Below are 22,291 nucleotides of genomic sequence, written 5' to 3' on the forward strand. Positions count from 1 at the left end.
GGCCTACCCCGCCGCCCGGAGGAACTCTTCCAGGATCGGCCCGGCGGTCTGCGAGCCCGACTCGCCGAGCTCCACGAAGACCGCGACGGCGAGGTCGCCCTGCGCGGCGACCATCCACGCGTGGGTCTCGATGCGGCCGTCGCGCTCGAACTCGGCGGTGCCGGTCTTGGCGATCACCGGCGCACCGGGCACGTCGGCCAGTGCACTGCCGGAGCCCTCGGTGACGACCTGGCGCAGCATCCCGCGGAGCTGGTCGGCCTCGGTGCGGGTCAGCGCCTCGACGTCCGGCGCCTCGACGTCGACCTGCTCGACGAGACGGGGTACGACGACCGCGCCCTCCTGCACACTGGCGATCACCGTCGCCATCACCATCGGCGAGGCGAGGATCTTGCCCTGGCCGATCAGGTCGGCGGCGGCCTCCGTCTCGGAGGCGGGCGGCGGGACCTGGCCGAAGTAGGCCGGGAAGCCGAGGTCGTGGTCGATGCCGAGGCCGAGGGCCGCCGCGGCACCGGCGAGGTCGCCCTTGCCGAGCTCGCCGCGCTGGGAGATGAAGGCCGTGTTGCACGACTGGGCGACCGCGGTCGAGAACGGCACGTCGCCGAGCGCGCTGCTCGGGTAGTCGTCGTAGTTCTTGAACTGCTTGCCGTCGACGTTCGTGGTCGCCGTGCACGGCAGCGTCGACCCCGGCTCCAGCCCGCTGCGCAGGAGCGCCAGGCTGCTGACGATCTTGAACGTCGAGCCGGGCGCGAACTGCCCGTAGGTCGCGTGGTTGAGGCCCTCGGTGCCCGGGCCGTTGGCGGCCGCCAGGATCGAGCCGTCGCTCGGCCGGAGCGCGACGATCGCGCTCGCCGGACCGACGTCGGCGAGCAGCGACTCGGCGGCCGTCTGCAGCCGCTCGTCGAGCGTCAGCGCGAGGGTCTCGCCGTCGGTCGCCTGCACCCGGAACAGCTCGCGCCCGCGCGCCCGGTTGGGGTTCGCCGCCTCGACCACGCGGCCGTCGGACCCGCGCAGCTGCTCGTCGTAGCGCTGCTGGAGCCCGGAGATGCCGACGATGTCGCCGATCTCGTAGGCGTCCGGGTCCTCCTCGATCATCTCCGCCGTCACCGGGCCCACCCGGCCGAGGATCGGTGCGGCGAACTCGCGCGTCGGCGCGAGCGCGATCTCGTCGGCCATCGCCAGCGCTCCCTCGATGTCGAGCGCGGTGCGCCGTACGGCGGGCGGCACCTCGTCCTCGCGGTAGGTGATCGCCTCGACGAACGCGCGGTCGCCCGCGGCCTTGACCGCGGCGACGTACGGCGCGACGTCGATGCCGACCAGCGCGGCGAGCTCGCGCGCGGACGCGGCGGCCTTCGCGCCCGAGACCTGGACCCGGTCGATCCCGTAGCGGAACACCGGCCGCTCGGTGACCAGCACCTTGCCGCCCGCGCCGCGGATCTCCCCGCGGCGGGCGGGGACGGTCGTCGCCTCGAGCGTGTCGTTCTTCTTGAGGCTGGGCTCGACGACGGTCCGGTCCCAGACGACCGCCCACGAGTCGCCGTCCTCGCCGACCTCGGCCGTCGTCTCGTAGGTCCACGGCTCCTCGCCCTCGACGACCGGCCACGACCAGGTGAGCGTGATCGCGTCACCCGAGACCTCGCCCTCGACCGTGGGAGCGATGCCGTTCATGCCGGCGACGACCTCGACGTACTCCTCCGCGACCTCGGACACGTCCTGGCCGACGAACGCGACGTCCGCGAGCCCGGCGCCGGAGGCGACGTCCTCCTCCTTGTCGGTGCCGACGGCGGCTGCCGTCAGCTCCAGCCCGGCGGCCAGGTCGGTGGCCAGGTCGTCCGGCGGCGCACCGTCCTCCTCGGCGGCGTCGCCGCTGCACGCGGAGACCAGCACGAGAGGGACGAGAGCCAGGACCGCCGAGAGTCGCCGCATGCCCGTTGTTCTACCAGCGGGTCCGAAGCGGGCGGTCCGGCGGGCGGGCGGGGCTGTGGGGTAACTCAGTGTTAGATCCGCTCCCTCGGCGCTGTGACCGGTCACAGCACCCAGCAAGCGTTCGTAACACTGAGTTACCCCGCGTCCGCGTACGCCGCCCCGCGTCAGCCGACCAGCAGCGGGCTCACCAGCGGCGTGTAGCCCGAGGAGTGGCCGAGCGTGTTGGGGTGATAGCTCTCGGCGACCGGGTTGGACAGGCCGTTGATCCACTCGGTCGAGTCGCAGACGGCGTGGCCGGTGAAGCGGGTGGTCGGGTTGGCGAACTTGAAGCCGCGAGCGGACGCGGCGGCCGCGAGCTTGGAGTTGAGCAGGTCGGCGGTGCCGTTGAGGCTGGTCATCTCCGAGGGGGAGAACCAGGTGCCGGCGTTGCAGTCCTCGCCCATGAAGATGCGCGGGTAGCCGACGATCACCACGACGGCGTTGGGTGCCTTGGTGCGGATCGAGGAGTAGAGCGTGCTCAGCCGGCCCGGCAACGTGTTGTTGATGTAGTTGCGGGCGGTGGTGACCGCGCCGCTGCAGTTGGACGCCCATCCGGGCATCGCGCACTCGGTGAGCACGTCGGCGAAGCCGGCGTCGTTCCCGCCGACCGAGAGCGTGACGTACTCCGTGCCGGTGGTGAGCGCCGCCAGCTGGTTGTTGGTCACCGTCGAGACCGTCGCACCGGAGCAGGCCTGGAAGTTGAGGGCGTAGCCGCGCGCGTTGGCGATCAGCCGCGGGTAGGCCGCGTTGGAGCGCTTGCAGGTGGAGTCGAAGTAGGTCCGGGTCCCGACGCCGGAGGAGTAGGAGTCGCCGAGGGCGACGTACGGCGCCGCCGCGGCCTGCGCGGGCGCGGCAGGTACGGCGAGGGCGACGAGTGCGGTGACGAGGGCGACGAGTGCGGCAGCGGCGGCGGGGAGCAGGCGCCGCCGGGAGGGTGCGGACATGGACGTCCTTCCGACGTGGGAGTGTGAGCCACGTCACTCAAGCACCACGTGGTGACCGCTGACCAGACCTCTCGTGCAGGTTCTTCCAACGGATGAGGAACGTCGCCTCCTCGCCGGAGACGATCCCCGCGACGTGCGACCGGAAGTTGGGGCACTGGGTGATGTCGTGCGCCCGGCAGTCGAGCGCGTGCTGGGTCATGTGCCGCGAGCGCTCCATCTCCGCCATCCGCTGCTCGAGGTCGGCCAGGTGGGCGGTCAGCGCCTTCCGCCGGTCGGCGGCGTCGGCGTCGATCAGCGCACGGATCTGCTCCAGGCTCATCCCGGCCGCCTTGCTGGAGAGGATCGCCGCCACCCGGTAGGCATCGGGCTCGCCGTAGACCCGCCGCCCGGCGGAGTCCCGCTCCGGCGTCAGCAGCCCCATGTCCTCCCAGTGCCGCAGCACGTGCGTCGCCACGCCGAACCGCTCAGCCAGCTGTCCGACGCTCCACCTGATCGACTCGTCCGACTTCATGTGAACATGAACTCACACGGCTTGACTTCAGGTCAACCTGAAGTCGCACGCTGGTCTGCATGGACACCAACACTGACTACGACGTCGCCGTGATCGGCGCAGGAACCGCCGGCCTCCAGGCCGCTCTCACGCTCGGACGGATGCGGCGTACCGCCGTCGTCCTCGGCACCGACCGCTACCGCAACGACCCCGCAACCCACATGCAGAACTTCCTCGGGCACGACGGCGCACCGCCGGCCGAGCTGCGTGCCGCCGCCCGGAAGGACGTCGAGCAGTACCCGACGATCAGCTTCGTCGACCGTGGCGTCCTCTCGGTCGAGCCCGACGGCGACGCGTTCATCGTCGACGTCGACGGCGCCGACCCGGTGCGCGTCCGGCGGGTGCTGCTCGCGACCGGCGTCGTCGACGCGCTACCCGACATCCCCGGGCTGGAGCCGCTCTTCGGCGACGTCGTCGCCCACTGCCCGTTCTGCCACGGCTACGAGCTGCGCGACGCGCCCGTCGCGATCCTCGGCGCCCACTCCCACCTGCCCCGCCTGGTCGCGATGATGGCGCCCATCGCGTCGGCCGTCACCGTGCTCACCGGCGGCGCCGACCTCGACGCCGAGACGGCCGCGACCCTCGCCCGGATGGGCGTCGAGGTGCGCACCGAGCCGGTCCGCGGCGCCTGCCGCAGCCCGCTCGGCGTACGGCTCGACCTCGACGGCACCGACGCCGAGTACGGCGGCCTGATCGTCGCGACCCAGTGGTCGCAGTCAGCCCCGTTCGCCGAGCAGCTCGGGCTCGAGATGTCGCCGATGGGCGCCGTGCTCATCGACGGCTTCGGCCGCACCAGCCTCGACGGTGTGTACGCCGCCGGCGACCTCGCCCAGTCCCGCGACCTCCCGATGCCGTTCTCCGCCGTGCTGACCTCGGCCGCCGCCGGCCTCGTCGCCGCCGCCGACTGCGTCCGCTCCCTCGGCGCCGAGGACTTCGGCCTCGCCGAGGTCTGACACCCCATCAGCCGGAGGTTTCGAGCCCTTCGAGGCTCGCAAGCTCGCACCTCAGGACTAGCCAAGGCCGCAGGCGGCCTCGCACCTCAACCACCGGCGGGGGCGACCGCGGCGGGAGGGCGGGCTAGTACCAACCCACCCGCTCCGAATGCGCCCACGCCGCCTCCGGCGACCCGTACCGGGCGGCGATGTAGGCCAGCCCCCACCGGATCTGGGTCTCCGGGTTCGTCCGCCAGTCACTCCCGACCACGGCCATCTTCGTGGCGGGCAGCGACTGCGGGATCCCGTAGGCGCCGGAGCTGGGGTTCTCGGCGAGGTGGTTCCAGCCGGACTCGCGATGCCAGAGCGCGTCGAGGTACTTCCACTGCGCCGCCGGGAACCCGAAGTCGAGCAGCAGCTGGTAGCCCAGCGCCCGGTTGCTGCCGGGGTCGATGTCGGCGGGCGGCGGCTTCGTGATCGGCGTACGGCGGGCGATCCGCTCAGCAACGCGTGCGAGCTGCTGCATGATCACGGCCTCGGGCACCTCGAAGCGGGCGCCGCCCTCGCGGGACATCCCGCTGCGCGGGCCCGACGGCGACGGCTCGGCCGAGGACGACGACGATGAGGACGACGATGGCGTCGGGGAGGACGCCTGCGCGGACGGCGACCCCTCCGCCTCCGTGACCTCCGCCGGCGCGCTGCACGCACCCAGGAGCGCCGTCACGACGACGGCGCCCAGCACGGTCCTCCTGCCCCCCATGCCGACCATTGTGAGCGATATTCGCTCGTCGCGCTTGCCGCTGCCCGCCATAGTGGCCCCGTGGACTGGCTCGGGCGCTCCTGTCTCCTGCTCGGCGGCTGCGTCGTCCTGGGCTCCGGCGTGGCGGTGCTGCTCGCCGCGGACCTCGGCTCCGACGGCTACTCGACGCTCGTCAACGGCATCGCCCTGCAGTCCGGGCTCTCCTTCTGGATCGTCAACCTGGCCGTCGGTGCGGCGTTCGTCGCCCTCGCCGCCGCCCGGCGGGTGCGCCCCGGGATCGGCACGGTCGTGCAGATCGGCCTGGTCGGCGTGACGGTCTCCGTGGTGCTCGGCCTGATGAGCACTCCGGGCACGCTCCCGGCGCGGATCGGCCTGCTCGCCGTCGCGTTTCCGGTGCTCGCGCTCGGCATCGCCGGCTACCTCGGCAGTCGCACCGGCGCCGGTCCGGCCGAGGGCGCCGCGCTCGCCTGGGACCCGCCGGTCCCGTTCCGCTGGAGCTACAGCGCGGTGCAGGGCGGCGGCGCGCTCGTCGGGTGGCTGCTCGGCGCCACGATCGGCGCCGGCACGATCGCCGTCATCGTCCTGCTCGGCCCACTCGTCGACATCGCCGCACGGACGCTCCGTCTCGACATCCACCAGGGCACGGCCGAGGAGCCCGCGGCCTGATCAGTCCTGGGCCGGCTTCTTGCCCTTCTTCGGGCCGTAGTCGCGGGAGAGCTCGATCAGCTTGCCGCTGATGCGGGTCTCGCGGAGCTTGTCCCAGGCGTCGCCGGGCAGCTTCGCCGGCAGCTCGACGAGCGAGTAGTCGCCGCGGATGGTGATCGCGCCGAAGTCGTTGCGGCCGAGGCCGCCCTCGTTGGCGATCGCGCCGACGATCTGGCGGGGCTCCACGCGGTGCCGCTTCCCGACCTGGATCTTGTACGTCGCCATCGGCTGGCTGGGGCCGCGGCGCGGGCCCCTGCTGCCGCGGTCGCGCCCGCCACGATCGCCGCGGTCGTCGTACTCCTTCCGCGGCCGGCGCTGCGGCTCCGGCTGGTCCTCCATGATCAGCGGGGTGTCGCCCTGGAGGACGATCGCCAGCGCGGCGGCGACGTCGGCCTCGGGCACGTCGTGGTTCTTGACGTAGTGGCCGATCACGTCGCGGAAGAAGCCGATCTGCGGCGACTCGAGGGCCTCGGTGATCTTGTCGTCGAAGCGGGTCAGCCGGGTCGCGTTGACGTCCTCGACGCTCGGCAGCTGCATCTGGGTCAGCGGCTGGCGGGTGGCCTTCTCGATGTGCTTGAGGAGGTAGCGCTCGCGCGGCGTGATGAACGAGATCGCGTCGCCGCTGCGGCCGGCACGGCCGGTGCGGCCGATCCGGTGGACGTAGGACTCGGTATCGGTGGGGATGTCGTAGTTGACGACGTGGGTGATCCGCGGGACGTCGATGCCGCGCGCGGCGACGTCGGTCGCGACCAGGATGTCGAGCTTGCCGTCCTTGAGCTGGTTGACGGTGCGCTCGCGCTGCACCTGCGCGACGTCGCCGTTGATGGCGGCCGCGCCGAACCCGCGCGCCCGCAGCTTCTCGGCGAGCGTCTCGGTCTCGTTCTTGGTGCGGACGAAGACGATCATCGCCTCGAAGTTCTCGACCTCGAGGATCCGGGTGAGCGCGTCGACCTTCTGCGGATAGCTGCAGATGAGGTAGCGCTGCGCGATGTTCTCGGCGGTGCGGGTCTTGCGCTCGATCGCGATCTCGACCGGGTCGTGCAGGTACTTCTGCGAGAGGTTGCGGATCTGCTTCGGCATCGTGGCCGAGAACAGCGCGACCTGCTTGTCGTCCGGGGTGTCGGCGAGGATCGTCTCGACGTCCTCGGCGAAGCCCATGTTGAGCATCTCGTCGGCCTCGTCGAGCACCAGGTAGCGCAGCTGGGTCAGGTCGAGAGTCCCCTTCTCCAGGTGGTCCATGATCCGGCCGGGCGTGCCGACGACGATGTGGACGCCACGACGAAGGGCGGTGAGCTGCGGCCCGTAGCCCTGCCCGCCGTAGACCGGCAGCACGTGCACGCCGCGCTGGTGGGACGCGTACTTCTCGAACGCCTCACACACCTGGAGCGCGAGCTCGCGGGTCGGGGCGAGCACCAGCGCCTGCGGGGACTTCTGCGACATGTCGAGCCGGTCGAGGATCGGGAGCGCGAACGCCGCGGTCTTGCCGGTGCCGGTCTGCGCGAGGCCCATCACGTCGCGGCCCTCGAGGAGGTGCGGGATCGTCTCCGCCTGGATCGCGGACGGGCTCTCGTAGCCGACGTCGGAGAGCGCCTTGAGCACCTTCGGCCCGAGGCCGAGGTCGGCGAACGTCTGCTGCTCGGTCGTCTCTGCGGAAGTCACCGTCCAACGGTAGTCGCCGCAGGGGTCCGGACTCGATTCCGCGGAGCGCCCGGAGGCGCATTTGTTTCAGCGACAGACAGGTGCCGCAACCACTGGGACCAAGGTCCCGGGAGCGTCACATGATGACAAACCACTCCAAACATTGTGCTCGAGCGGCTCGGGGCGCTCCGGACGAAGGGACCCTCGCTCATGTCCTCCTCCCGGCTCGCCACGCGAGCCCTCGGCGTCTTCCTGGCGCCACTACTCGTGACCGCGGCGCTCGCCGCCGCTCCCCCTGGCGAAGCCGTCATCGGCCCCCAGGACGACACGTACTTCGCGCCGGCCTTCAGCGGACCGCACAACATTCCCGAAGCCATCGGCTCGTGTGGGGTCAGCCCCGCTTCGCCCGTCGAGATCCCGATCAACGTCGCCGGGCTTCCGTCCCAGCGCATCTCCGGCATTCGGGTCGAGGTCGGCCTGACGCACACGTACCAGGCGGACCTGAGGATGACTCTCACCGCGCCCGGTGGGGCGGCAGCCACCCTGCTGCCCGGATGCGCGGGCGACGGCGACAACCTGGGCGGCGTCTACGGCTGGGACGACACCGCGCCGACGTCCATGACGAACGCGAACCCGCCGACGGCCGGTACCTGGTACAAGCCGCAGGACAACATGGTCAACGCCTTCTCCGGCCTGACCCACCCCAACGGCATCTGGACGCTCCGGATCTGGGACCTCCTCGGTGGTGACACCGGCACCGCCGGGAACTTCTTCCGGCTGCAGATCGTGTTGGACGACACCGACCCCAACACCTCCATCACCTCGGGTCCGGCCAACGGCTCGCCCGCGGGTCCCGTGGAGGTCCACTTCAACGGCACCGACAACGTCGGCATCGGAGCCTTCAACTGCAGCTTCGACGGAGGGCCGCTCACGGCGTGCACCTCGCCGTACACGACGAACGCCAGTCCCGGGTCGCACAGCCTGTCGGTCCAGGCAGTCGACACCTCGAGCAACACGGACCCGACGCCGGACCTCTACACCTGGGAAACGGCAGCCCCGCCGGACACCACCCCGCCCAACACCGCGATCACCGGCGGTCCGGCCGACGGTGACACGGTGAGCGTGCTGCCGTCGTACTCGTTCAACTCGCCGGACGACGACACGGCGACGTTCGAGTGCTCGCTCGACGGTGGGGCGTACGCCGCGTGCACCTCGCCGTACCAGGTCGCCGACGGTACGTCGGCCGCGGAGCACACGTTCGCGGTGCGCGCCAAGGACCCGGCAGGCAACGTCGACCCGACGCCGTCGAGCCGGGACTTCACCTACGACCCGACGCCTCCGGACACCACCCCGCCGCAGACCAACATCATCGGCGGGCCGGAGAACGGCGCGGGCGTGAAGTCGCCGCCGACCTACCGGTTCTCCTCGCCCGACAGTGACGCCGACGGCTTCGTGTGCTCGATCGACGACAAGGCGTTCAAGCCGTGCACGACGCCGTTCACCGTGAGCGGGATCGCGCCCGGAAACCACAGCTTCGAGGTGTCCGCGGTGGACGAGGCCGGCAACGTCGACCCGACGCCGGCGCTGCGCACCTTCAAGCTGCGCGACCTGTGCGCGGAGGCCAAGGCCAAGCTCCGTCAGGCGCGGATCAAGCTGCGCGAGGCCATCGAGGACGGCGCCAGCAAGCGCAAGATCCGGCGGCTGCGCGGCCAGGTGAACAAGTGGAAGGCCGAGGTCAGGGACCTCTGCTGACGACCACCGCTCGATCGGTCACCACAGGCGCGGCCCGTTGCACCACCGGCGCGGCGGGCCGCGCTTCCGCCGTACGTCTCGGCGCGCGGCCCGGCCCCTGACGGCCTCATGCAAGGAAACCTTATGAAGATCCCGACCACTGCGCGATCCGGGAGCCGACGGACGAGGCGGGCGCTGCTCGTCCTGTTGATCGGCATCCTCGGCACCACCCTGCTCCCTTCCGCGCCTGCCCACGCGGACACGTTCACCGGGCCGTTCCCGGCCAACGCCGGCACGCTCGGCGCCATCCCCGACGGCCCCAACGCCACCTGCGGCGCCGCCTACGGTCGCCGCGACGTCACGATCCCCGTCGCCGGCCTGCCGACCACCCGTCGGCTCACCGACGTCTTTGCCACGGTCAACCTCACCCACAGCTATGCGAGCGACGTGATCATCGACCTGGTGCCGCCGGGAAGCACCTATCCCACCGACGGCCAGCCCTACAGCCGCCTGTTCGGCACCCTGAACTGCACCCCGAACTCGGGAGCGGACTTCAACGGCTGGTACAGCTTCCAGACAGGCAGCGCCAGCCTCCCGGATGCCATCGCGGCTGCTGGCGGTGGTGTCATCCCACCCGGCTACTACGCGCCGCGGCAGCCGATGTCGACCTTCTCCAACATCTTCAACCCCAACGGCACGTGGAAGGTCATCGTCTGGGACTCCGACCAGGGAGGCACCGGCAGCGTCAACGGCGTCGAGCTGCGCTTCAAGCAGGACGTGACGGCGCCCAATGTGGTGATCAACAGCGGCCCGGCGAACGAGGCGACGGTCAACTCGAACCCGACCTACACCTTCTCGACCGGCGCGGACGACCTACTGCGGTTCGAGTGCTCCACCGACGGCGGCGGGTTCGTCCCGTGCACCAGCCCCCGAACCCTGAACCTGGGGCTCGGCGTCCACACGTTCCGCGTCCGCGCCGTCGACACGTCGGGCAACTTCAGCGTCCCGGTCCAGCGCCAGTACAACCAGGTCCCCGACCCGCCGCCGAACACCGAGATCACGTCCGGCCCGGCCGACGGCTCGACGGTCTCGAACCCGCCGAAGTTCGTGTTCGGGTCGCCGGACTCCGACATCCTCCGGTTCGAGTGCCGGCTGGACGGTGGGGGCTGGTCGACCTGCACGAGCCCGAGGTCGGAGCCCTCGACGGGACCGCACACGTTCGAGGTGCGGGCGGTCGACCTGGCGGGCCAGGTCGACGGGACGCCGGCAGCACGGTCCTACACCTACACACCGGACACGACGGCGCCGCAGACGCAGATCTCCAGCGGGCCGGCCGACGGCGCGCGGCTGAAGCAGCCGCCGTCCTACGGGTTCACCTCCCCGGACGCCGATGTCGCGGGCTTCGAGTGCTCGATCGACGACGGGGCCTACGAGCCGTGCGGCTCGCCGTTCCAGGTGGCCGTGCCCCCGGGCCCGCACACGTTCGCGGTGCGGGCGTACGACGAGGTGCCCAACACCGATGCGACGCCGGCCACCCGGTCGTTCGTGCTGCGTGACCTCTGCCAGGAGGCGCGGAACAAGCTCGCGGCGGCCAAGCTGCGGCTGCGCAACGCGATCGAGAACGACGCCGGACCGCAGAAGATCCGTCGCCTGCGCGCGGCGGTCCGCAGGGCGCGCAACGCGGTGGCCGACCTCTGCTGACCCGACCACGAGAGGAACGGGGCGGCCCGTCGCACCTCGGTGCGGCGGGCCGCGCCGTCACTCGACAGTGACCGACTTGGCCAGATTGCGGGGCTTGTCGATGTCGTGGCCCAGGTGCAGCGCCGCGTGGTAGGCCAGCAGCTGCAGCGGGATCGTCAGCAGGATCGGGTCGAGCTCGCGCTCGTTGGCCGGCACGACGATCCGCTCGCACGACAGCCCGCCGAGGTCGACCCCCTCGTGGGTGACGACGACCAGCGGCCCGCCGCGCGCGGCGATCTCGTGCAGTGCCGCGACGTTGCGCTCGACCAGCTCGTCGTCGGGGACGATCGCCACGGTGGGCACCTCCGGTGAGATCAGCGCCAGCGGCCCGTGCTTGAGCTCGGAGGTCTGGTAGGCCTCGGCGTGCCGGTAGCTGATCTCCTTGAACTTCTGGGCGCCCTCGCGCGCGACCGGGAACCCGCGCACGCGGCCGACGAAGAACAGGCTCTCCGCCTCGGCGAGCCGCTGCGCGGTGGTCGCGAGCTCGTCCTCCCCGGCCAGGATCTTGCCCACCTGGTCGGGCAGCGCCTGCAGCCCGGCGATCAGGCGGCGGCCGTCGGCGATGGAGAGGTCGCGCACCCGGCCGAGCTGGACGGCGAGCATCGCGAACGCCAGGAACGAGTTGGTGAGCGCCTTGGTCGACGCGACGGCGACCTCCGGACCGGCGTGCAGGTAGATGCCGCCGTCGACCTCGCGCGCGATCGCCGATCCCACCACGTTGACGAGCCCGATGACGCGGCCGCCCTTGCGGCGTACCTCCTGGACGGCGAGCAGCGTGTCGATGGTCTCGCCGGACTGGCTGACCGCGACGTAGAGGGTGTCGGGGTCGACGATCGGGTTGCGGTAGCGGAACTCCGAGGCGGGCTCGGCGTCGGCGGGGACGCGCGCGAGGTCCTCGATGAGCGTGGCGCCCATCTGGCCGACGTAGTACGCCGAGCCGCAGCCGAGGATCTTGACGCGGCGGATCGCCCGCAGCTCCCGGGCGTCGAGGTTGAGCCCGCCGAGGTGGCCGGTGCCGAACCGCTCGTCCAGCCGGCCGCTGATCACGCGCGCGGCCGCGGTGGGCTGCTCGAGCATCTCCTTGTGCATGAACGAGTCGTGCTCGCCGGCGTCGTAGGCGTCGGGGTCGACGTCGAGCTGCTTCGCGTGGCGCGGCGCGGCGGCCAGGCCGCTGGCGTCGAGGCGGTACGTCGTGAAGCCGCCTGCCGTGACGGTCGCCATCTCGCCGTCCTCGAGGTGGGCGACGGTCGTCGTGTGGCGGACGATCGCGGCGAGATCGCTGGCGACGTACATCTCCTTCTCGCCGACGCCGACCAGCAGCGGGCTGCCGTTGCGCGCCGCCACGACCTGGTCGGGGAAGTCGGCGTGCACGACGGCGAGCCCGTAGGTGCCCTGGACCCGGGCGAGCGCGTCGGCCACCTTGCGCTCGAGGGTGTCGGCCTCCGACCTCGCGATCAGGTGCGCGAGCACCTCGGTGTCGGTGTCCGAGGCGAGCTCGACCCCGGCGTCGGACAGCTCCTCGCGGAGCGCCCCCGCGTTGTCGATGATCCCGTTGTGGACGACGGCGACCCGGCCGTCGGAGTCGGTGTGCGGGTGGGCGTTGGTGTCATTGGCCGGGCCGTGGGTCGCCCACCGGGTGTGCCCGATGCCGACCTTGCCGCCGAAGCGCTTCGGCAGGCCGTCGACGAGGTCGCGCACCCGGCCGGCCCGCTTGTGGACGCGGATGCCGGAGCTGCCGAGCACCGCCATCCCGGCGGAGTCGTAGCCGCGGTGCTCGAGCCGGGCGAGGCCCTCGCCGAGGAGGGGCGCTGCCTGCTGGGTGCCGATGTAGCCGACGATGCCGCACATGGGGGGTTCCTATCCGTAGACGATCCGGCGCAGCTGGCGCTCGGAGAGATCGGGTGCCGCGACGACGCGGGAGGCGAGCTCCTCGCGCAGGAGGCCGAAGATCTCGTCGTTCTTCGCGCCGTGCGTCTTGAGCTCGGCGTGCCGCCGGCGGACGTAGTCCTCGACCGGCTCGGCGTGGAACGCGACGACGTCCTCCACCACCCGGGTCGCCTCCGCGGCGCTCAGCCCGGTGCCGGCCATGACGTGCCGGAGGAGGCGGGGGTCGACGTTCACCTTCCGATCATGCGGCCGCTGAGTCGCCTTCGGCAACTTCCTGCCCGATTTCGGGCAGATCGGGGTGGCTTCACGCCTCGGATTACTCTCCGGCGCTGGCCGAAGTGGAGGAAGAGCGGGGGATTTCGGCCGAATGCGCCCGCCGAGTGGGGGAAGTGGTATCTTGGTGAACGAAAGGTGAACAGGAGGTGTCACATGCACGACACGCAGATGTCCGGACGACTGGAGCTCCGCTGGGTCCCGGTGACCGACGAGCGCGGCCGCACCCACATGGAGGCCTGCTGGATCACGGTCGGCGACCAGGCCGCGCCCAGGATCAACGCCGCCGCCTGACCGGTCCCACCCGCACGTTCTCGACGACCCGCCCTCCCTCGGGAGGCGCGGGTCGTCGGCATTTCCCGCCCGCTCCGGCTCCCCGGGAGAAATTCGGCCGGGACGGGAATGAATCGGGCCCGCCCCTCATTAGGAGTGGTTGAGGTTTCAATCAAATCCGACTTCCCACTCTCGAGGAGCTACCTGCCATGACCGAGACCATCGCCGCCCTGACCGACATCTCCGGCGACTACACGCTCGACACCTCCCACAGCCGGCTCGGCTTCGTCGCCCGCCACGCGGTCGTGACCAAGGTCCGCGGCCAGTTCGCCGACTGGGAGGGCACGGCCCACATCGACGCCGCCAACCCGGCCGCCTCGTCGGTCAGCCTGACCATCCGTCCCGCCAGCGTCAGCACCGGCAGCGCCGACCGCGACGGCCACCTCCAGTCCGCAGACTTCTTCGACGTCGAGAAGCACCCCGAGTGGACGTTCACCTCCACCGAGGTCTCCCGCGACGGCGACGACTGGACGATCACCGGCGACCTCACCATCAAGGGCATCACCAACCCGGTCACCATCGAGTTCGAGGAGAACGGCTCGGCGAAGGACCCGTTCGGCAACGTGCGCGTCGGCTTCGAGGGCTCGACCACCGTCAACCGCAAGGACTGGGGCCTGACCTGGAACGCCGCGCTCGAGACCGGCGGCGTCCTCGTGTCCGAGAAGATCAAGCTCGAGTTCGACATCTCCGCGATCAAGTCCGCCTGATCGCGCTGGTTCGTCCTCGCGGCTGATTTCCCCGTTATTTCGGTCGCTCACGGCACCCGGGTGAGTCACACTCCCCGGGTGCCTGCGACTTCTGCCCCTGCTCTCCCGAGCGACCTCACCACCCGACCGCTGACGATCGACGACTCCCGCGCCGTCTGGGAGCTGATGGCTGCCCAGGAGCTCCACGACGTCGGCAGCGTCGAGATCGAGGAGGCCGACCTCGTCGGCGACTGGCAGCGTCCTTCCTGCGACCTGTCGGCCAGCTCGATCGCGGTGCTCGACGGCGACCTGATCGTCGCCTACGCCGAGCTCGACGGGAAGGACCGGTACGACGCCGCCGTCCTCCCGTCCCACCGCGGCCGCGGCATCGGCACCTGGCTCGCCGCCTGGATCCGCGACCTGGCCGCCAGCCGCGGGTCGACGATCGTGGGGATGCCCGTCCCGGAGGGCTCCGCGGGCGACGTACTGCTGGAGTCCCTCGGCTACCACGTGCGCTGGACCAGCTGGGTCCTGCGGCTCGACGAGGGCGAGCGGATCGCCGAGCGGCCGCTGCCCGAGGGCTACGCCCTCCGCGAGGCCACCGACGCCGACCGCGAGCAGGTCTGGACGGTCGTCGAGGACGCGTTCCTCGAGTGGTCGGACCGCGAGCGGCAGAGCCTCGAGGACTTCACCGCCCAGGTGTGGGACCGGCCCGGCTTCGAGCCGTGGCACCTCCAGGTGATCACCGGCCCGGCCGGCGACGTCGCCGGCGTCGCGTTCGTGTGGAACACCGCCGGCGAGGACGGCGGCCCGAAGGACACCTACGTCGACCGGCTGGCCGTTGCCCGCGAGCACCGCAACCGCGGCCTCGCGCAGTCGCTGCTCGTCGCCGCGTTCGCCGCCGGCCGCGAGCACGGCGCCGTGACGTCGTCGCTGTCGACCGACTCCCGGACCGGCGCGCTGTCGCTCTACGAGAAGGTCGGCATGAGGCCGTCCTCGACCTGGGTGCATCGCGCGATCAACCTCTGACCCCGCGCCGCTCCGGGGTGGCTAGGCTCCCGGCCATGGGTGAGGTCTTCGCCGGGCGCTTCGAGCTGATCGACCCGATCGCCTCGGGCGGGATGGGCACCGTCTGGCGGGTGCTCGACCACACCGACGGCCGGGTCAAGGCCGCGAAGATGCTGCGCCAGACCGACGCGGCGATGCTGCTGCGGTTCGTGCGCGAGCAGTCGATGCGGATCGACCACACCCACGTGGTCACCCCGGAGTCGTGGGCCGGAGTCGACGACCGGGTGCTGTTCACGATGCCGCTCGTCCGCGGCGGCTCGGTGGCCGGGCTGATCAAGAAGTACGGCGCGCTGCCGCCCCGGTGGATCGGGCACCTGGTCGACCAGACGCTCCAGGCGCTGGAGGCGGTGCACGCGGCCGCGATCGTCCATCGCGACGTGAAGCCGGGCAACCTGCTGCTCGAGCCCACGGGTCGCGGCACCCCGCACCTGCGGCTCACCGACTTCGGGATCGCGGTGCCCGCCGACGAGCCGCGCCTCACCCAGGTCGCGATGGTCATCGGCACGCCGGGCTACATGCCGCCCGAGCAGGTGGCCGGCGCGGATCCGGCGCCCAGCGCGGACATCTATGCCCTCGGCATGGTCACCCTCGAGATGCTCACCGGCCGGCGACCGCTGGCGGATCCCGCCGCCGGCGACGCCGCGCCGCCGCGCACCGGCGACCCGCGTCATGACCTGGTGGTCGACCTGATCGCGGCGGCGACGTCCTTCGACCCCGCGGCCCGGCCCGGCGCGACCGAGCTGCGCCGGCACGCGTCGTTGCGCGCGCTGCTCGCGCTGCCACCGGACCCGCACGACCCCGTCGAGGTGGTGGACGAGTACGGCGCGCTGCCGCCCCCGCCGAGCCTGGCGACGCAGGGCGGCACCGCGTCGACGACCCGGCCGCCGTACCCCCCGCTGACCTCGGTCCTGCCGCCACCGCCGCCGACCCACGCCGTGCCGAACGGGACCATCGCCCAGGCGCCGACGTACCCGGCGGGCTCGAGCCGCTTGCCGGCGGTGGCGCTGATCGTCGCCGGCGTGTTGGGCCTGCTGGCCTCCGCCTGGCTGCTGCTCGGCTGAGCGCTGCGGCTCAGCGGAGGAGGAGGCGGCGGACGCCGAGCCCGCAGCAGACCAGGCTCGCGACCGCCAGGCCGATGCCGGCGTACCTCCGCGGGCCCCACCAGCCGTCGTCCTCGGCCCCGGGCAGGACCGGTACGTCGGAGGCGACGGCGGAGAACTGGTCGGGGCCGATGAGGAAGGGTGTCTCCGGGTCGTAGTCGGCCGGGCCGGCCTCACCGTCGGGCGACAGCACGGTGCCGGGATAGGTCGGCGCGCCGTCGGGGCCGTCGGTGACGGCGATCGTCAGCTCCACCGGTACGTCGACGCGGTCGCGCGCCGCGTCGGGCGGGAGGTCCTCGACGGCGACCGCCACCCAGAAGTCGCCGGGCAGCGTGGGGCGCCGGCCCTCGAACCGGTTGAGGTAGTTCACCGGCACGGTCGCGACCTCCAGGGTCAGCGGGTCGGTGCCGTAGTCGCCGGTGTTGACGGCGTCGTCGCGCCCGACGTTGATCGAGTCGCGGTCGGGGCCGATGACGCGCAGGTCGACGCCGGGAGCGGTGTAGGTCAGCTCGCTGGCGTCCTCCTCGGACAACCCGGACGGGTCCACGGCGGGCACCTCGGCCACCGCGCTCAGCCCCTGGCCCCAGCCGACCGGCACGTTCCAGAGCCGCTCCTCGCCCTCGGGGATCGTCGTCGTCACGACGGCGCCCGGGTCGCCGGGGGTGACCTCCGGGGCGTCGTCGAACGACGCCGCGCCGGCCACCTCCGCGGCGTCGCCGCCGGGGGAGCCGACGTCGTAGCGCGGCTCGCCGGGCAGCTCCTCGAGGCCCTCCGCGGACGGCGTCGCCTCCTCGAGGACCTTGATCGCGATCGGGAGATCTCCCTCCTCGCCGTTGCTGCGGGTGATCGTGAAGTCGAGCTCGGCGGCGGTGAGGCACGCGCTCTCCCGGTCGTCAGGCTCGTCGGGACCGACGACGACGGACGCACCGAAGACGGCCTCGGGAACGGCGTAGTCCGGCGAGTCGTAGTCCGACGCGCACGAGTCCTCGTCCGGGTCGAGCACGTCGACGGTCACGGTGCCGCTGCCCGCCGCCGTCGGGGCGCCGATGACGCCGATGTGCACGGTGCTGTCCTGCATTGTCCGGCGGTAGGTGAAGTGGTGCACCTCCCCGTCGCTCGCGCCGGCGCCGAGGGTGTCGGCCCACAGGCCGGCCTCGATCACGGTCGGGTTCGTGGGGTCGGCGCTGCCCCTCCCGTTCGGCAGCGGCGCGCCGCCCAGGTCGACCCCCGGCTCGGCCGCGGCAGCGCCGTACCCGGTGGTGAGCAGCAGCCACCCCGCCGTTGCGGCGAGCGCGACGACGGGGTGGCGGAGGATCACGCGCGGAAGACTAGCCGCGCGTCGGGGCGTGCCTCACTCCTCGGTGGCCTCGGGGCCGTCGGCGAGGATGCCGTAGAGCTTGCGGCGGGCGTCGACGAGCACCTCGACCGCGGCGGCGCGCTGGGCCTCGGAGCCGGTCGTGACGACCTGCCAGACAGCGCCCATGACCTGGCCGACCTCGGCCTTGAAGTCGGCGTTGGGCTGGCCTGACCCCGGCTGCGCGGCGGGCTCCTGGAACGGCACCCACACCGCCTCGAGCTCGGTGGCGTTGTCGGCGCAGTACGCCGTACCGGCCTCGGTCAGCCGGAGGGCGCGGCGGCCGCGCTCGTCGTCGGCCTCGACCAGGCCCTCGTCCTCGAGCTGCTGGATCGTCGGGTAGACCGAGCCGGGGCTCGGCTTCCAGGCGCCGCCGCTCTTGTCGGTGATCTGCTGGATCACTTGGTAGCCGTTGGGCGACTCCTCGCGCTCGGCCGCGGCGCGGAGCACGTCGAGGATCGCGGCGCGTACGTCGCCGCGGCGGACCCGCGGGCCGCGGCCGCGCTCGGGGCGACCCATGCCGAAGAGCCCGGCGAGCCACGGCGGCGGGCCGCCCATGCCTCCGGGTCCGTGGCGGTGGCCGCCCTGCTCGGTCGCCCAGGACCACGGGCCCCCGCGGTGCTGGTGGCGGGCGCCGTGGTCGGGCCCGCAATCGGCCATCGCAGTGATGCCCTGGAGCCAGAACGGCCCCATCCTCCGGTCGTAGCTGTGTCCCATGGCGGGACCTCCTTCGTCTGTGGATATCGCGCGCCGACTCACTCTTGATCGATCGGCGGACTTTCGCGATATATCGTGATCGTACGCAGACGAAAGCCAGGACTCAAGCCCGTGGGGCGACGTACCTGACGAACTGGTCGGAAATCGCGGCGATCGTCGACCAGAACGTCAGGTACGTCGATCCCTCAGCGAGCCAGCCAGGCGGCGTAGGCGTCGAACGAGAACGGCCGGCCGAGGAAGTCCGCGACCAGGTCGGCCGCGTCCTGCTGGCCGCCGGGAACGAGCACGCGGTCGCGGTAGCGCCGGGCGATCTCGAGGTTGGCGTCGGAGTAGAGCCCACCGCCGGCGGCGTCGGGGTCGAAGGCGCTGAACATGTCTTTCGCGATCACCAGCGACCACATGTAGGTGTAGTAGGCAGAGCTGTAGCCGCCGAGGTGGCCGAAGGCCGCGAAGAAGTGGGTGCCCTCGAGGTAGGGCAGCGCGGCGTACTTCCCCTGGAGCTCCACCATCCGTTCGGTGAGGTCGCGGACCTCCCCTGCCTGGTCGGCGTGGAACCAGTAGGAGACCGAGGCGTAGAACATCTGGGTGCGCGCGTAGATGCCCTTGCCGTAGTCGTCGGCCGCGCGCATCGCGTCGACCAGCTCCACCGGGATCGGCTCGCCGGCCTCGTTGGTGGCGAAGGTGCGCAGCACGTCGGGGTGCCACGCCCACTCCTCGAGCATCTGGCTCGGCGCCTCGACGAAGTCCCACTCGGTGGCGACGCCCGCGAAGCGGCCCCACTCGCCGTGTCCGGCGAGCACGTGGTGCAGCAGGTGACCGAACTCGTGGAAGAGGGTCACGACGTGGTCGTGCTCCATCAGGCCGCGGGAGAAGTTGCAGACGAGCACGCCCTCGGGCAGCTGTCGGCCGGCGACGCCGTCGGTCAGCGTGAACTGCGCGGCGTGCTTGTACTTGCCCTCGCGAGGGTGGAGGTCGAGATAGATGCGGCCGAGCCGGCCCTCGCCGTCGATCGGGAAGACGTCGTACGCCGCGACGTCCTCCTGCCAGACGGGCACGTCGACACGCTCGTAGCGCAGGCCGAACAGCTTGCCGGTGACGTCGAGGAGGCCCTGCCGCACCTTGTCGAACGCGAAGTAGGTGCGCACCAGCTGGGAGTCGACGTCGTAGCGCTCCTGACGGACCAGCTCCTGGTAGTGGATCGCGTCGTACGCCGCGATCACCTCCGCGTCGGGGAAGTCCTGGCGGTAGCGCTCCATGAGCAGCGCGAGGTCCTTCTCCATCGGCTCCTGCGCGGCGGCGGTGATCTTGTCGATGAACTCCGGGATGGCCTCGCCGGTGCCGATCATCTTCACGTCGGCGTCGTAGCTCGGCCAGTCAGGGAACCCGACCGTCGTGGCGAGCTCGTGGCGGAGCGCGAACATCTCCTGCAGCAGGGGCTCGGTCGCGGGCCAGCCGCGCTCGAGGAACGCGATGCTCATGTCGCGGCGCACGCCCTGGTCGCGGGCGAACATCCGCGTCGGCACGGCGTCGGGGTAGTCGGTCGTGACCGTGACCAGCCCGTCGTCGTCAGCAGGGTGCGCCTCGAGCCAGTCGGCCGGCAGCCCCTCGAGCCGCTCCGGCTCGACCCGGATGGTGCGCACGTCGTCGCGCACGACCCGGCTGAACTCCTGGTCGAGCTCGGTGAGCCGCTCCTTGATCTCGGCGATGCGGGTGCGGGTCGCGTCGTCGCGGTCGACGCCGGAGCGCCGGAAGTCCTTGCGGACCTTCTCGAGCAGGCGGGCGGCCTGGCGGTCGTCGGCCACCGCGGTGTCGTCGATCGCGGCGAACACCTCGTAGAGCGCGCGGTCGAGGCTCCACTCGGTGGCGACCTTCTGCGCCTCCTGCTCGGCAGCGTCGGCGAGGTCCCGCACGCCCTCATCGGGGTGCACGTTGCCGAACAGCGAGCCGAAGGCGGCCACGTTGCCGAGGTGCGTCGCCGCCTCGTCCCAGGCACGCAGCACGGCGTGCGGCTCCTCGACCGGGGCGCCGCGGAGCTTGTCCACGATCTCCCGGGCCAGGTCCAGCTCGGTCTGCGACCGGGTGCGGACCCAGTCGGCCCAGGCGGTCGGGTCGTCGGAGGTGGGCAGGGCGAGCGGCTCGAGGGTCACCGCGCCAGCGTAGGCGAGCGAACGCGCGCGTTCGACCGGCATTTCTGCCGGCTCGGCACACCAACCGTGCCGGTTCGGCACGCCAACCCTGCCGGTTCGTCCCGCCAACCGTGCCGGTTCGTCAGTCGACGAGCTCGCCGCGCTTGCGGGAGAGGTAGGCGCGCTCGGCGGAGTTCTGGGTCGCGTCGATCGCGGCGTCGTACGCCGCCCGGGCGTCGGCGCTGCGGCCGAGCCGGCGCAGCAGGTCGGCGCGGGTGGCGTGCCAGGCGTGGTAGCCGTCGAGCGGGAGCGCGTCGACCAGGGCGAGCGCGACCTCGGGGCCGTCGAGCTCGGCGACGGCGACCGCGCGGTTGAGCCGGACGACGGGCGAGGGGTCGATGCGGAGCAGCTGGTCGTAGAGCGCGACGACCTGGGACCAGTCGGTCGCCGTCGCGGTCGGCGCGTCGGTGTGGACGGCGTTGATCGCGGCGAGGATCTGGAACCGGCCGGGGCGGTTGGTGGCGAGGCACTCGCGGACCAGGTCGTGGCCCTCGGCGATCAGCGCGCGGTCCCAGCCGCCGCGGTCCTGCTCGTGGAGCGGCACCAGCTGGCCGCCGCGGACCCGCGCCTCGCGCCGGGCCTCGGTGAGGAGCAGCAGCGCGAGCAGGCCCTTCACCTCCGGCTCGGGCAGCAGGCCGTGCAGGATCCGCGCCAGCCGGATCGCCTCGCCGGTCAGCTCGGCGCGGATCGGGGCGCCGTCGCCGGTCGAGAGGTAACCCTCGTTGAAGACGAGGAAGAGCACGGTGAGCACCGTCGCCACCCGTTCGGCGAGGTCCTCGTGGTCGGGCACGCGGTAGGGGATCTTCGCCGCGGCGATCTTCTTCTTCGCGCGGGTGATCCGCTGGCCCATCGTCGTCTCGGGCACGAGGAACGCCTCGGCGATCTCGGACACGGTGAGGCCGCCGAGCAGCCGAAGGGTCAGCGCGACCCGGGCCTCGGGCGCGAGCGCCGGGTGGCAGCAGGTGAAGATGAGCCGCAGCCGGTCGTCCTCGACCGGCCCGGTCGGCTCGTGCGGGGTGTCGTCCTCGATCATGAGTGCGGCCTGGTGCTTGGTGTCGCGGAGCTTCTCCCGGCGGATCCGGTCGATCGCGCGGTTGCCGGCGGTGGTGGTGAGCCACCCTCCGGGGTTCGGCGGTACGCCGTCCGCGGGCCACCGTTCGAGCGCAACCAGCAGTGCCTCGCCTGCGGCCTCCTCGGCGATGTCGATGTCACCGAAGCGGCGGACCAGGGAGGCGATCAGCCGGCCGTACTCCTCGCGGAAGACCCGTTCGATCGCAGCGGGAGCGGCGCTCACGCGGCGGGCGGCTCGGGCTGGAAGGGGCGGACCTCGACCTTGCCCTGGCACGCCTTCGACGCGTCGGCGGCGAGCTTGAGCGCGGCGTCGAGGTCGGGAGCCTCGACCACCCAGAAGCCGCCGATGTGCTCCTTGGTCTCGAGGTAGGGACCGTCGGTGGTGACCGGCGCGTCGCCGGTGGCGTCGACGACGGTGGCGGTGTCGGCAGGCTCGAGCCCGCCGCCGAAGACCCAGATGCCCTCGTCCATGAGGCGCTTGTTGAACGCGTCGACGTCGGTGAACATCTGCTGCATCGTCGCCTCGTCGATCTCGGCGTACTGCTCCTCGTTGCCGTGCACGGCCATCAGGTACTGCGCCATCTCGGATCTCCTCCTGCGGGTTGCGGGGGTCCCGACGACCTCCCGTACGACCTCTCCACGAACGTCCCCCGC

The 22,291-nt window shown here is 71.9% G+C and carries 20 protein-coding genes; 8 read left to right on the plus strand and 12 right to left on the minus strand.

What is annotated here, in order from left to right; all coding sequences use genetic code 11:
• Positions 1-3: 3 nt before the first annotated feature.
• The 3 genes from HNR19_RS20945 to HNR19_RS20955 all read right to left on the minus strand — a co-directional run bounded on the left by HNR19_RS20945 (position 4) and on the right by HNR19_RS20955 (position 3,417).
• The gene (locus HNR19_RS20945; protein ID WP_179669762.1) at positions 4-1,923 is read right to left on the minus strand and encodes a penicillin-binding transpeptidase domain-containing protein; all 1,920 of its coding nucleotides are present in this window, start codon (positions 1,921-1,923) and stop codon (positions 4-6) included.
• A 164-nt stretch (positions 1,924-2,087) separates the two neighbouring features.
• Positions 2,088-2,906: an SGNH/GDSL hydrolase family protein gene (locus HNR19_RS20950; RefSeq protein WP_179669763.1), complete on the minus strand. Its 819-nt coding sequence runs from the start codon at positions 2,904-2,906 to the stop codon at positions 2,088-2,090.
• A 37-nt stretch (positions 2,907-2,943) separates the two neighbouring features.
• The gene (locus HNR19_RS20955) at positions 2,944-3,417 is read right to left on the minus strand and encodes a MerR family transcriptional regulator (RefSeq protein WP_179669764.1); all 474 of its coding nucleotides are present in this window, start codon (positions 3,415-3,417) and stop codon (positions 2,944-2,946) included.
• Positions 3,418-3,476: 59 nt separating this feature from the next.
• Between HNR19_RS20955 and HNR19_RS20960 the strand changes: the two genes are divergently transcribed.
• Entirely contained in the window at positions 3,477-4,409 is a 933-nt protein-coding gene (locus HNR19_RS20960) for an NAD(P)/FAD-dependent oxidoreductase (RefSeq protein WP_179669765.1), read from the plus strand.
• A gap of 124 nt (positions 4,410-4,533) precedes the next feature.
• Here HNR19_RS20960 and HNR19_RS20965 read toward each other — a convergent pair whose 3' ends face one another.
• Entirely contained in the window at positions 4,534-5,148 is a 615-nt protein-coding gene (locus HNR19_RS20965) for an aggregation-promoting factor C-terminal-like domain-containing protein (RefSeq protein ID WP_246303562.1), read from the minus strand.
• Between the two features lie 60 nt (positions 5,149-5,208).
• Between HNR19_RS20965 and HNR19_RS20970 the strand changes: the two genes are divergently transcribed.
• Positions 5,209-5,814, plus strand: a complete 606-nt coding sequence (locus tag HNR19_RS20970; protein ID WP_179669767.1) for a YczE/YyaS/YitT family protein — start codon at positions 5,209-5,211, stop codon at positions 5,812-5,814.
• Here HNR19_RS20970 and HNR19_RS20975 read toward each other — a convergent pair whose 3' ends face one another.
• Entirely contained in the window at positions 5,815-7,512 is a 1,698-nt protein-coding gene (locus HNR19_RS20975) for a DEAD/DEAH box helicase (RefSeq protein ID WP_179669768.1), read from the minus strand.
• A gap of 189 nt (positions 7,513-7,701) precedes the next feature.
• Between HNR19_RS20975 and HNR19_RS20980 the strand changes: the two genes are divergently transcribed.
• Complete coding sequence (locus tag HNR19_RS20980; protein WP_179669769.1) at positions 7,702-9,243, plus strand: proprotein convertase P-domain-containing protein; 1,542 nt, start codon at positions 7,702-7,704, stop codon at positions 9,241-9,243.
• 123 nt (positions 9,244-9,366) lie between these two features.
• Positions 9,367-10,923 (plus strand): hypothetical protein, encoded by a 1,557-nt coding sequence (locus HNR19_RS20985; protein WP_179669770.1) that lies wholly within the window; start codon positions 9,367-9,369, stop codon positions 10,921-10,923.
• 57 nt (positions 10,924-10,980) lie between these two features.
• On the opposite strand, the gene glmS is transcribed toward HNR19_RS20985, so the two are convergent.
• Positions 10,981-12,810, minus strand: a complete 1,830-nt coding sequence (gene glmS / locus HNR19_RS20990) for a glutamine--fructose-6-phosphate transaminase (isomerizing) (RefSeq protein WP_179669771.1) — start codon at positions 12,808-12,810, stop codon at positions 10,981-10,983.
• A gap of 9 nt (positions 12,811-12,819) precedes the next feature.
• Entirely contained in the window at positions 12,820-13,083 is a 264-nt protein-coding gene (locus tag HNR19_RS20995) for a hypothetical protein (protein ID WP_425490700.1), read from the minus strand.
• A 195-nt stretch (positions 13,084-13,278) separates the two neighbouring features.
• Here HNR19_RS20995 and HNR19_RS21000 point away from each other — a divergent pair, with 195 nt between their 5' ends.
• The 4 genes from HNR19_RS21000 to HNR19_RS21015 all read left to right on the plus strand — a co-directional run bounded on the left by HNR19_RS21000 (position 13,279) and on the right by HNR19_RS21015 (position 16,270).
• A complete protein-coding gene (locus HNR19_RS21000) occupies positions 13,279-13,416 on the plus strand; it encodes a hypothetical protein (RefSeq protein ID WP_179669772.1) in 138 nt (45 codons plus the stop codon).
• Positions 13,417-13,604: 188 nt separating this feature from the next.
• Positions 13,605-14,162, plus strand: coding sequence for a YceI family protein (locus HNR19_RS21005; RefSeq protein WP_179669773.1), 558 nt, complete (start codon positions 13,605-13,607; stop codon positions 14,160-14,162).
• A 78-nt stretch (positions 14,163-14,240) separates the two neighbouring features.
• Complete coding sequence (locus tag HNR19_RS21010) at positions 14,241-15,170, plus strand: GNAT family N-acetyltransferase (RefSeq protein ID WP_343047304.1); 930 nt, start codon at positions 14,241-14,243, stop codon at positions 15,168-15,170.
• Between the two features lie 35 nt (positions 15,171-15,205).
• Positions 15,206-16,270 (plus strand): serine/threonine-protein kinase, encoded by a 1,065-nt coding sequence (locus HNR19_RS21015; RefSeq protein ID WP_179669774.1) that lies wholly within the window; start codon positions 15,206-15,208, stop codon positions 16,268-16,270.
• 10 nt (positions 16,271-16,280) lie between these two features.
• Here the strand turns inward: HNR19_RS21015 and HNR19_RS21020 are convergent, their stop codons facing one another.
• The 5 genes from HNR19_RS21020 to HNR19_RS21040 form a co-directional block, all read right to left on the minus strand.
• Complete coding sequence (locus tag HNR19_RS21020) at positions 16,281-17,627, minus strand: hypothetical protein (RefSeq protein ID WP_179669775.1); 1,347 nt, start codon at positions 17,625-17,627, stop codon at positions 16,281-16,283.
• 33 nt (positions 17,628-17,660) lie between these two features.
• A complete protein-coding gene (locus HNR19_RS21025; RefSeq protein WP_179669776.1) occupies positions 17,661-18,380 on the minus strand; it encodes a PadR family transcriptional regulator in 720 nt (239 codons plus the stop codon).
• A 185-nt stretch (positions 18,381-18,565) separates the two neighbouring features.
• Complete coding sequence (locus tag HNR19_RS21030; RefSeq protein ID WP_343047305.1) at positions 18,566-20,527, minus strand: M3 family metallopeptidase; 1,962 nt, start codon at positions 20,525-20,527, stop codon at positions 18,566-18,568.
• Positions 20,528-20,648: 121 nt separating this feature from the next.
• Complete coding sequence (locus HNR19_RS21035) at positions 20,649-21,860, minus strand: sigma-70 family RNA polymerase sigma factor (RefSeq protein ID WP_179669778.1); 1,212 nt, start codon at positions 21,858-21,860, stop codon at positions 20,649-20,651.
• Entirely contained in the window at positions 21,857-22,219 is a 363-nt protein-coding gene (locus HNR19_RS21040; RefSeq protein ID WP_179669779.1) for a YciI family protein, read from the minus strand. Before HNR19_RS21040 ends, HNR19_RS21035 begins: the two co-directional genes overlap by 4 nt.
• Positions 22,220-22,291 lie beyond the last annotated feature (72 nt).

Source organism: Nocardioides thalensis (assembly GCF_013410655.1).
Lineage (GTDB): Bacteria > Actinomycetota > Actinomycetes > Propionibacteriales > Nocardioidaceae > Nocardioides > Nocardioides thalensis.

Excerpts from the sequence above, each read along its gene's own strand:
- HNR19_RS20945 (WP_179669762.1), bottom strand. The coding sequence starts at position 1,923 with ATGCGGCGACTCTCGGCGGTCCTGGCTCTCGTCCCTCTCGTGCTGGTC.
- HNR19_RS20950 (WP_179669763.1), bottom strand. The coding sequence starts at position 2,906 with ATGTCCGCACCCTCCCGGCGGCGCCTGCTCCCCGCCGCCGCTGCCGCA.
- HNR19_RS20955 (WP_179669764.1), bottom strand. The coding sequence starts at position 3,417 with ATGAAGTCGGACGAGTCGATCAGGTGGAGCGTCGGACAGCTGGCTGAG.
- HNR19_RS20960 (WP_179669765.1), top strand. The coding sequence starts at position 3,477 with ATGGACACCAACACTGACTACGACGTCGCCGTGATCGGCGCAGGAACC.
- HNR19_RS20965 (WP_246303562.1), bottom strand. The coding sequence starts at position 5,148 with ATGGGGGGCAGGAGGACCGTGCTGGGCGCCGTCGTCGTGACGGCGCTC.
- HNR19_RS20980 (WP_179669769.1), top strand. The coding sequence starts at position 7,702 with ATGTCCTCCTCCCGGCTCGCCACGCGAGCCCTCGGCGTCTTCCTGGCG.
- HNR19_RS20985 (WP_179669770.1), top strand. The coding sequence starts at position 9,367 with ATGAAGATCCCGACCACTGCGCGATCCGGGAGCCGACGGACGAGGCGG.
- glmS (WP_179669771.1), bottom strand. The coding sequence starts at position 12,810 with ATGTGCGGCATCGTCGGCTACATCGGCACCCAGCAGGCAGCGCCCCTC.
- HNR19_RS21000 (WP_179669772.1), top strand. The coding sequence starts at position 13,279 with ATGCACGACACGCAGATGTCCGGACGACTGGAGCTCCGCTGGGTCCCG.
- HNR19_RS21005 (WP_179669773.1), top strand. The coding sequence starts at position 13,605 with ATGACCGAGACCATCGCCGCCCTGACCGACATCTCCGGCGACTACACG.
- HNR19_RS21015 (WP_179669774.1), top strand. The coding sequence starts at position 15,206 with ATGGGTGAGGTCTTCGCCGGGCGCTTCGAGCTGATCGACCCGATCGCC.
- HNR19_RS21025 (WP_179669776.1), bottom strand. The coding sequence starts at position 18,380 with ATGGGACACAGCTACGACCGGAGGATGGGGCCGTTCTGGCTCCAGGGC.
- HNR19_RS21040 (WP_179669779.1), bottom strand. The coding sequence starts at position 22,219 with ATGGCGCAGTACCTGATGGCCGTGCACGGCAACGAGGAGCAGTACGCC.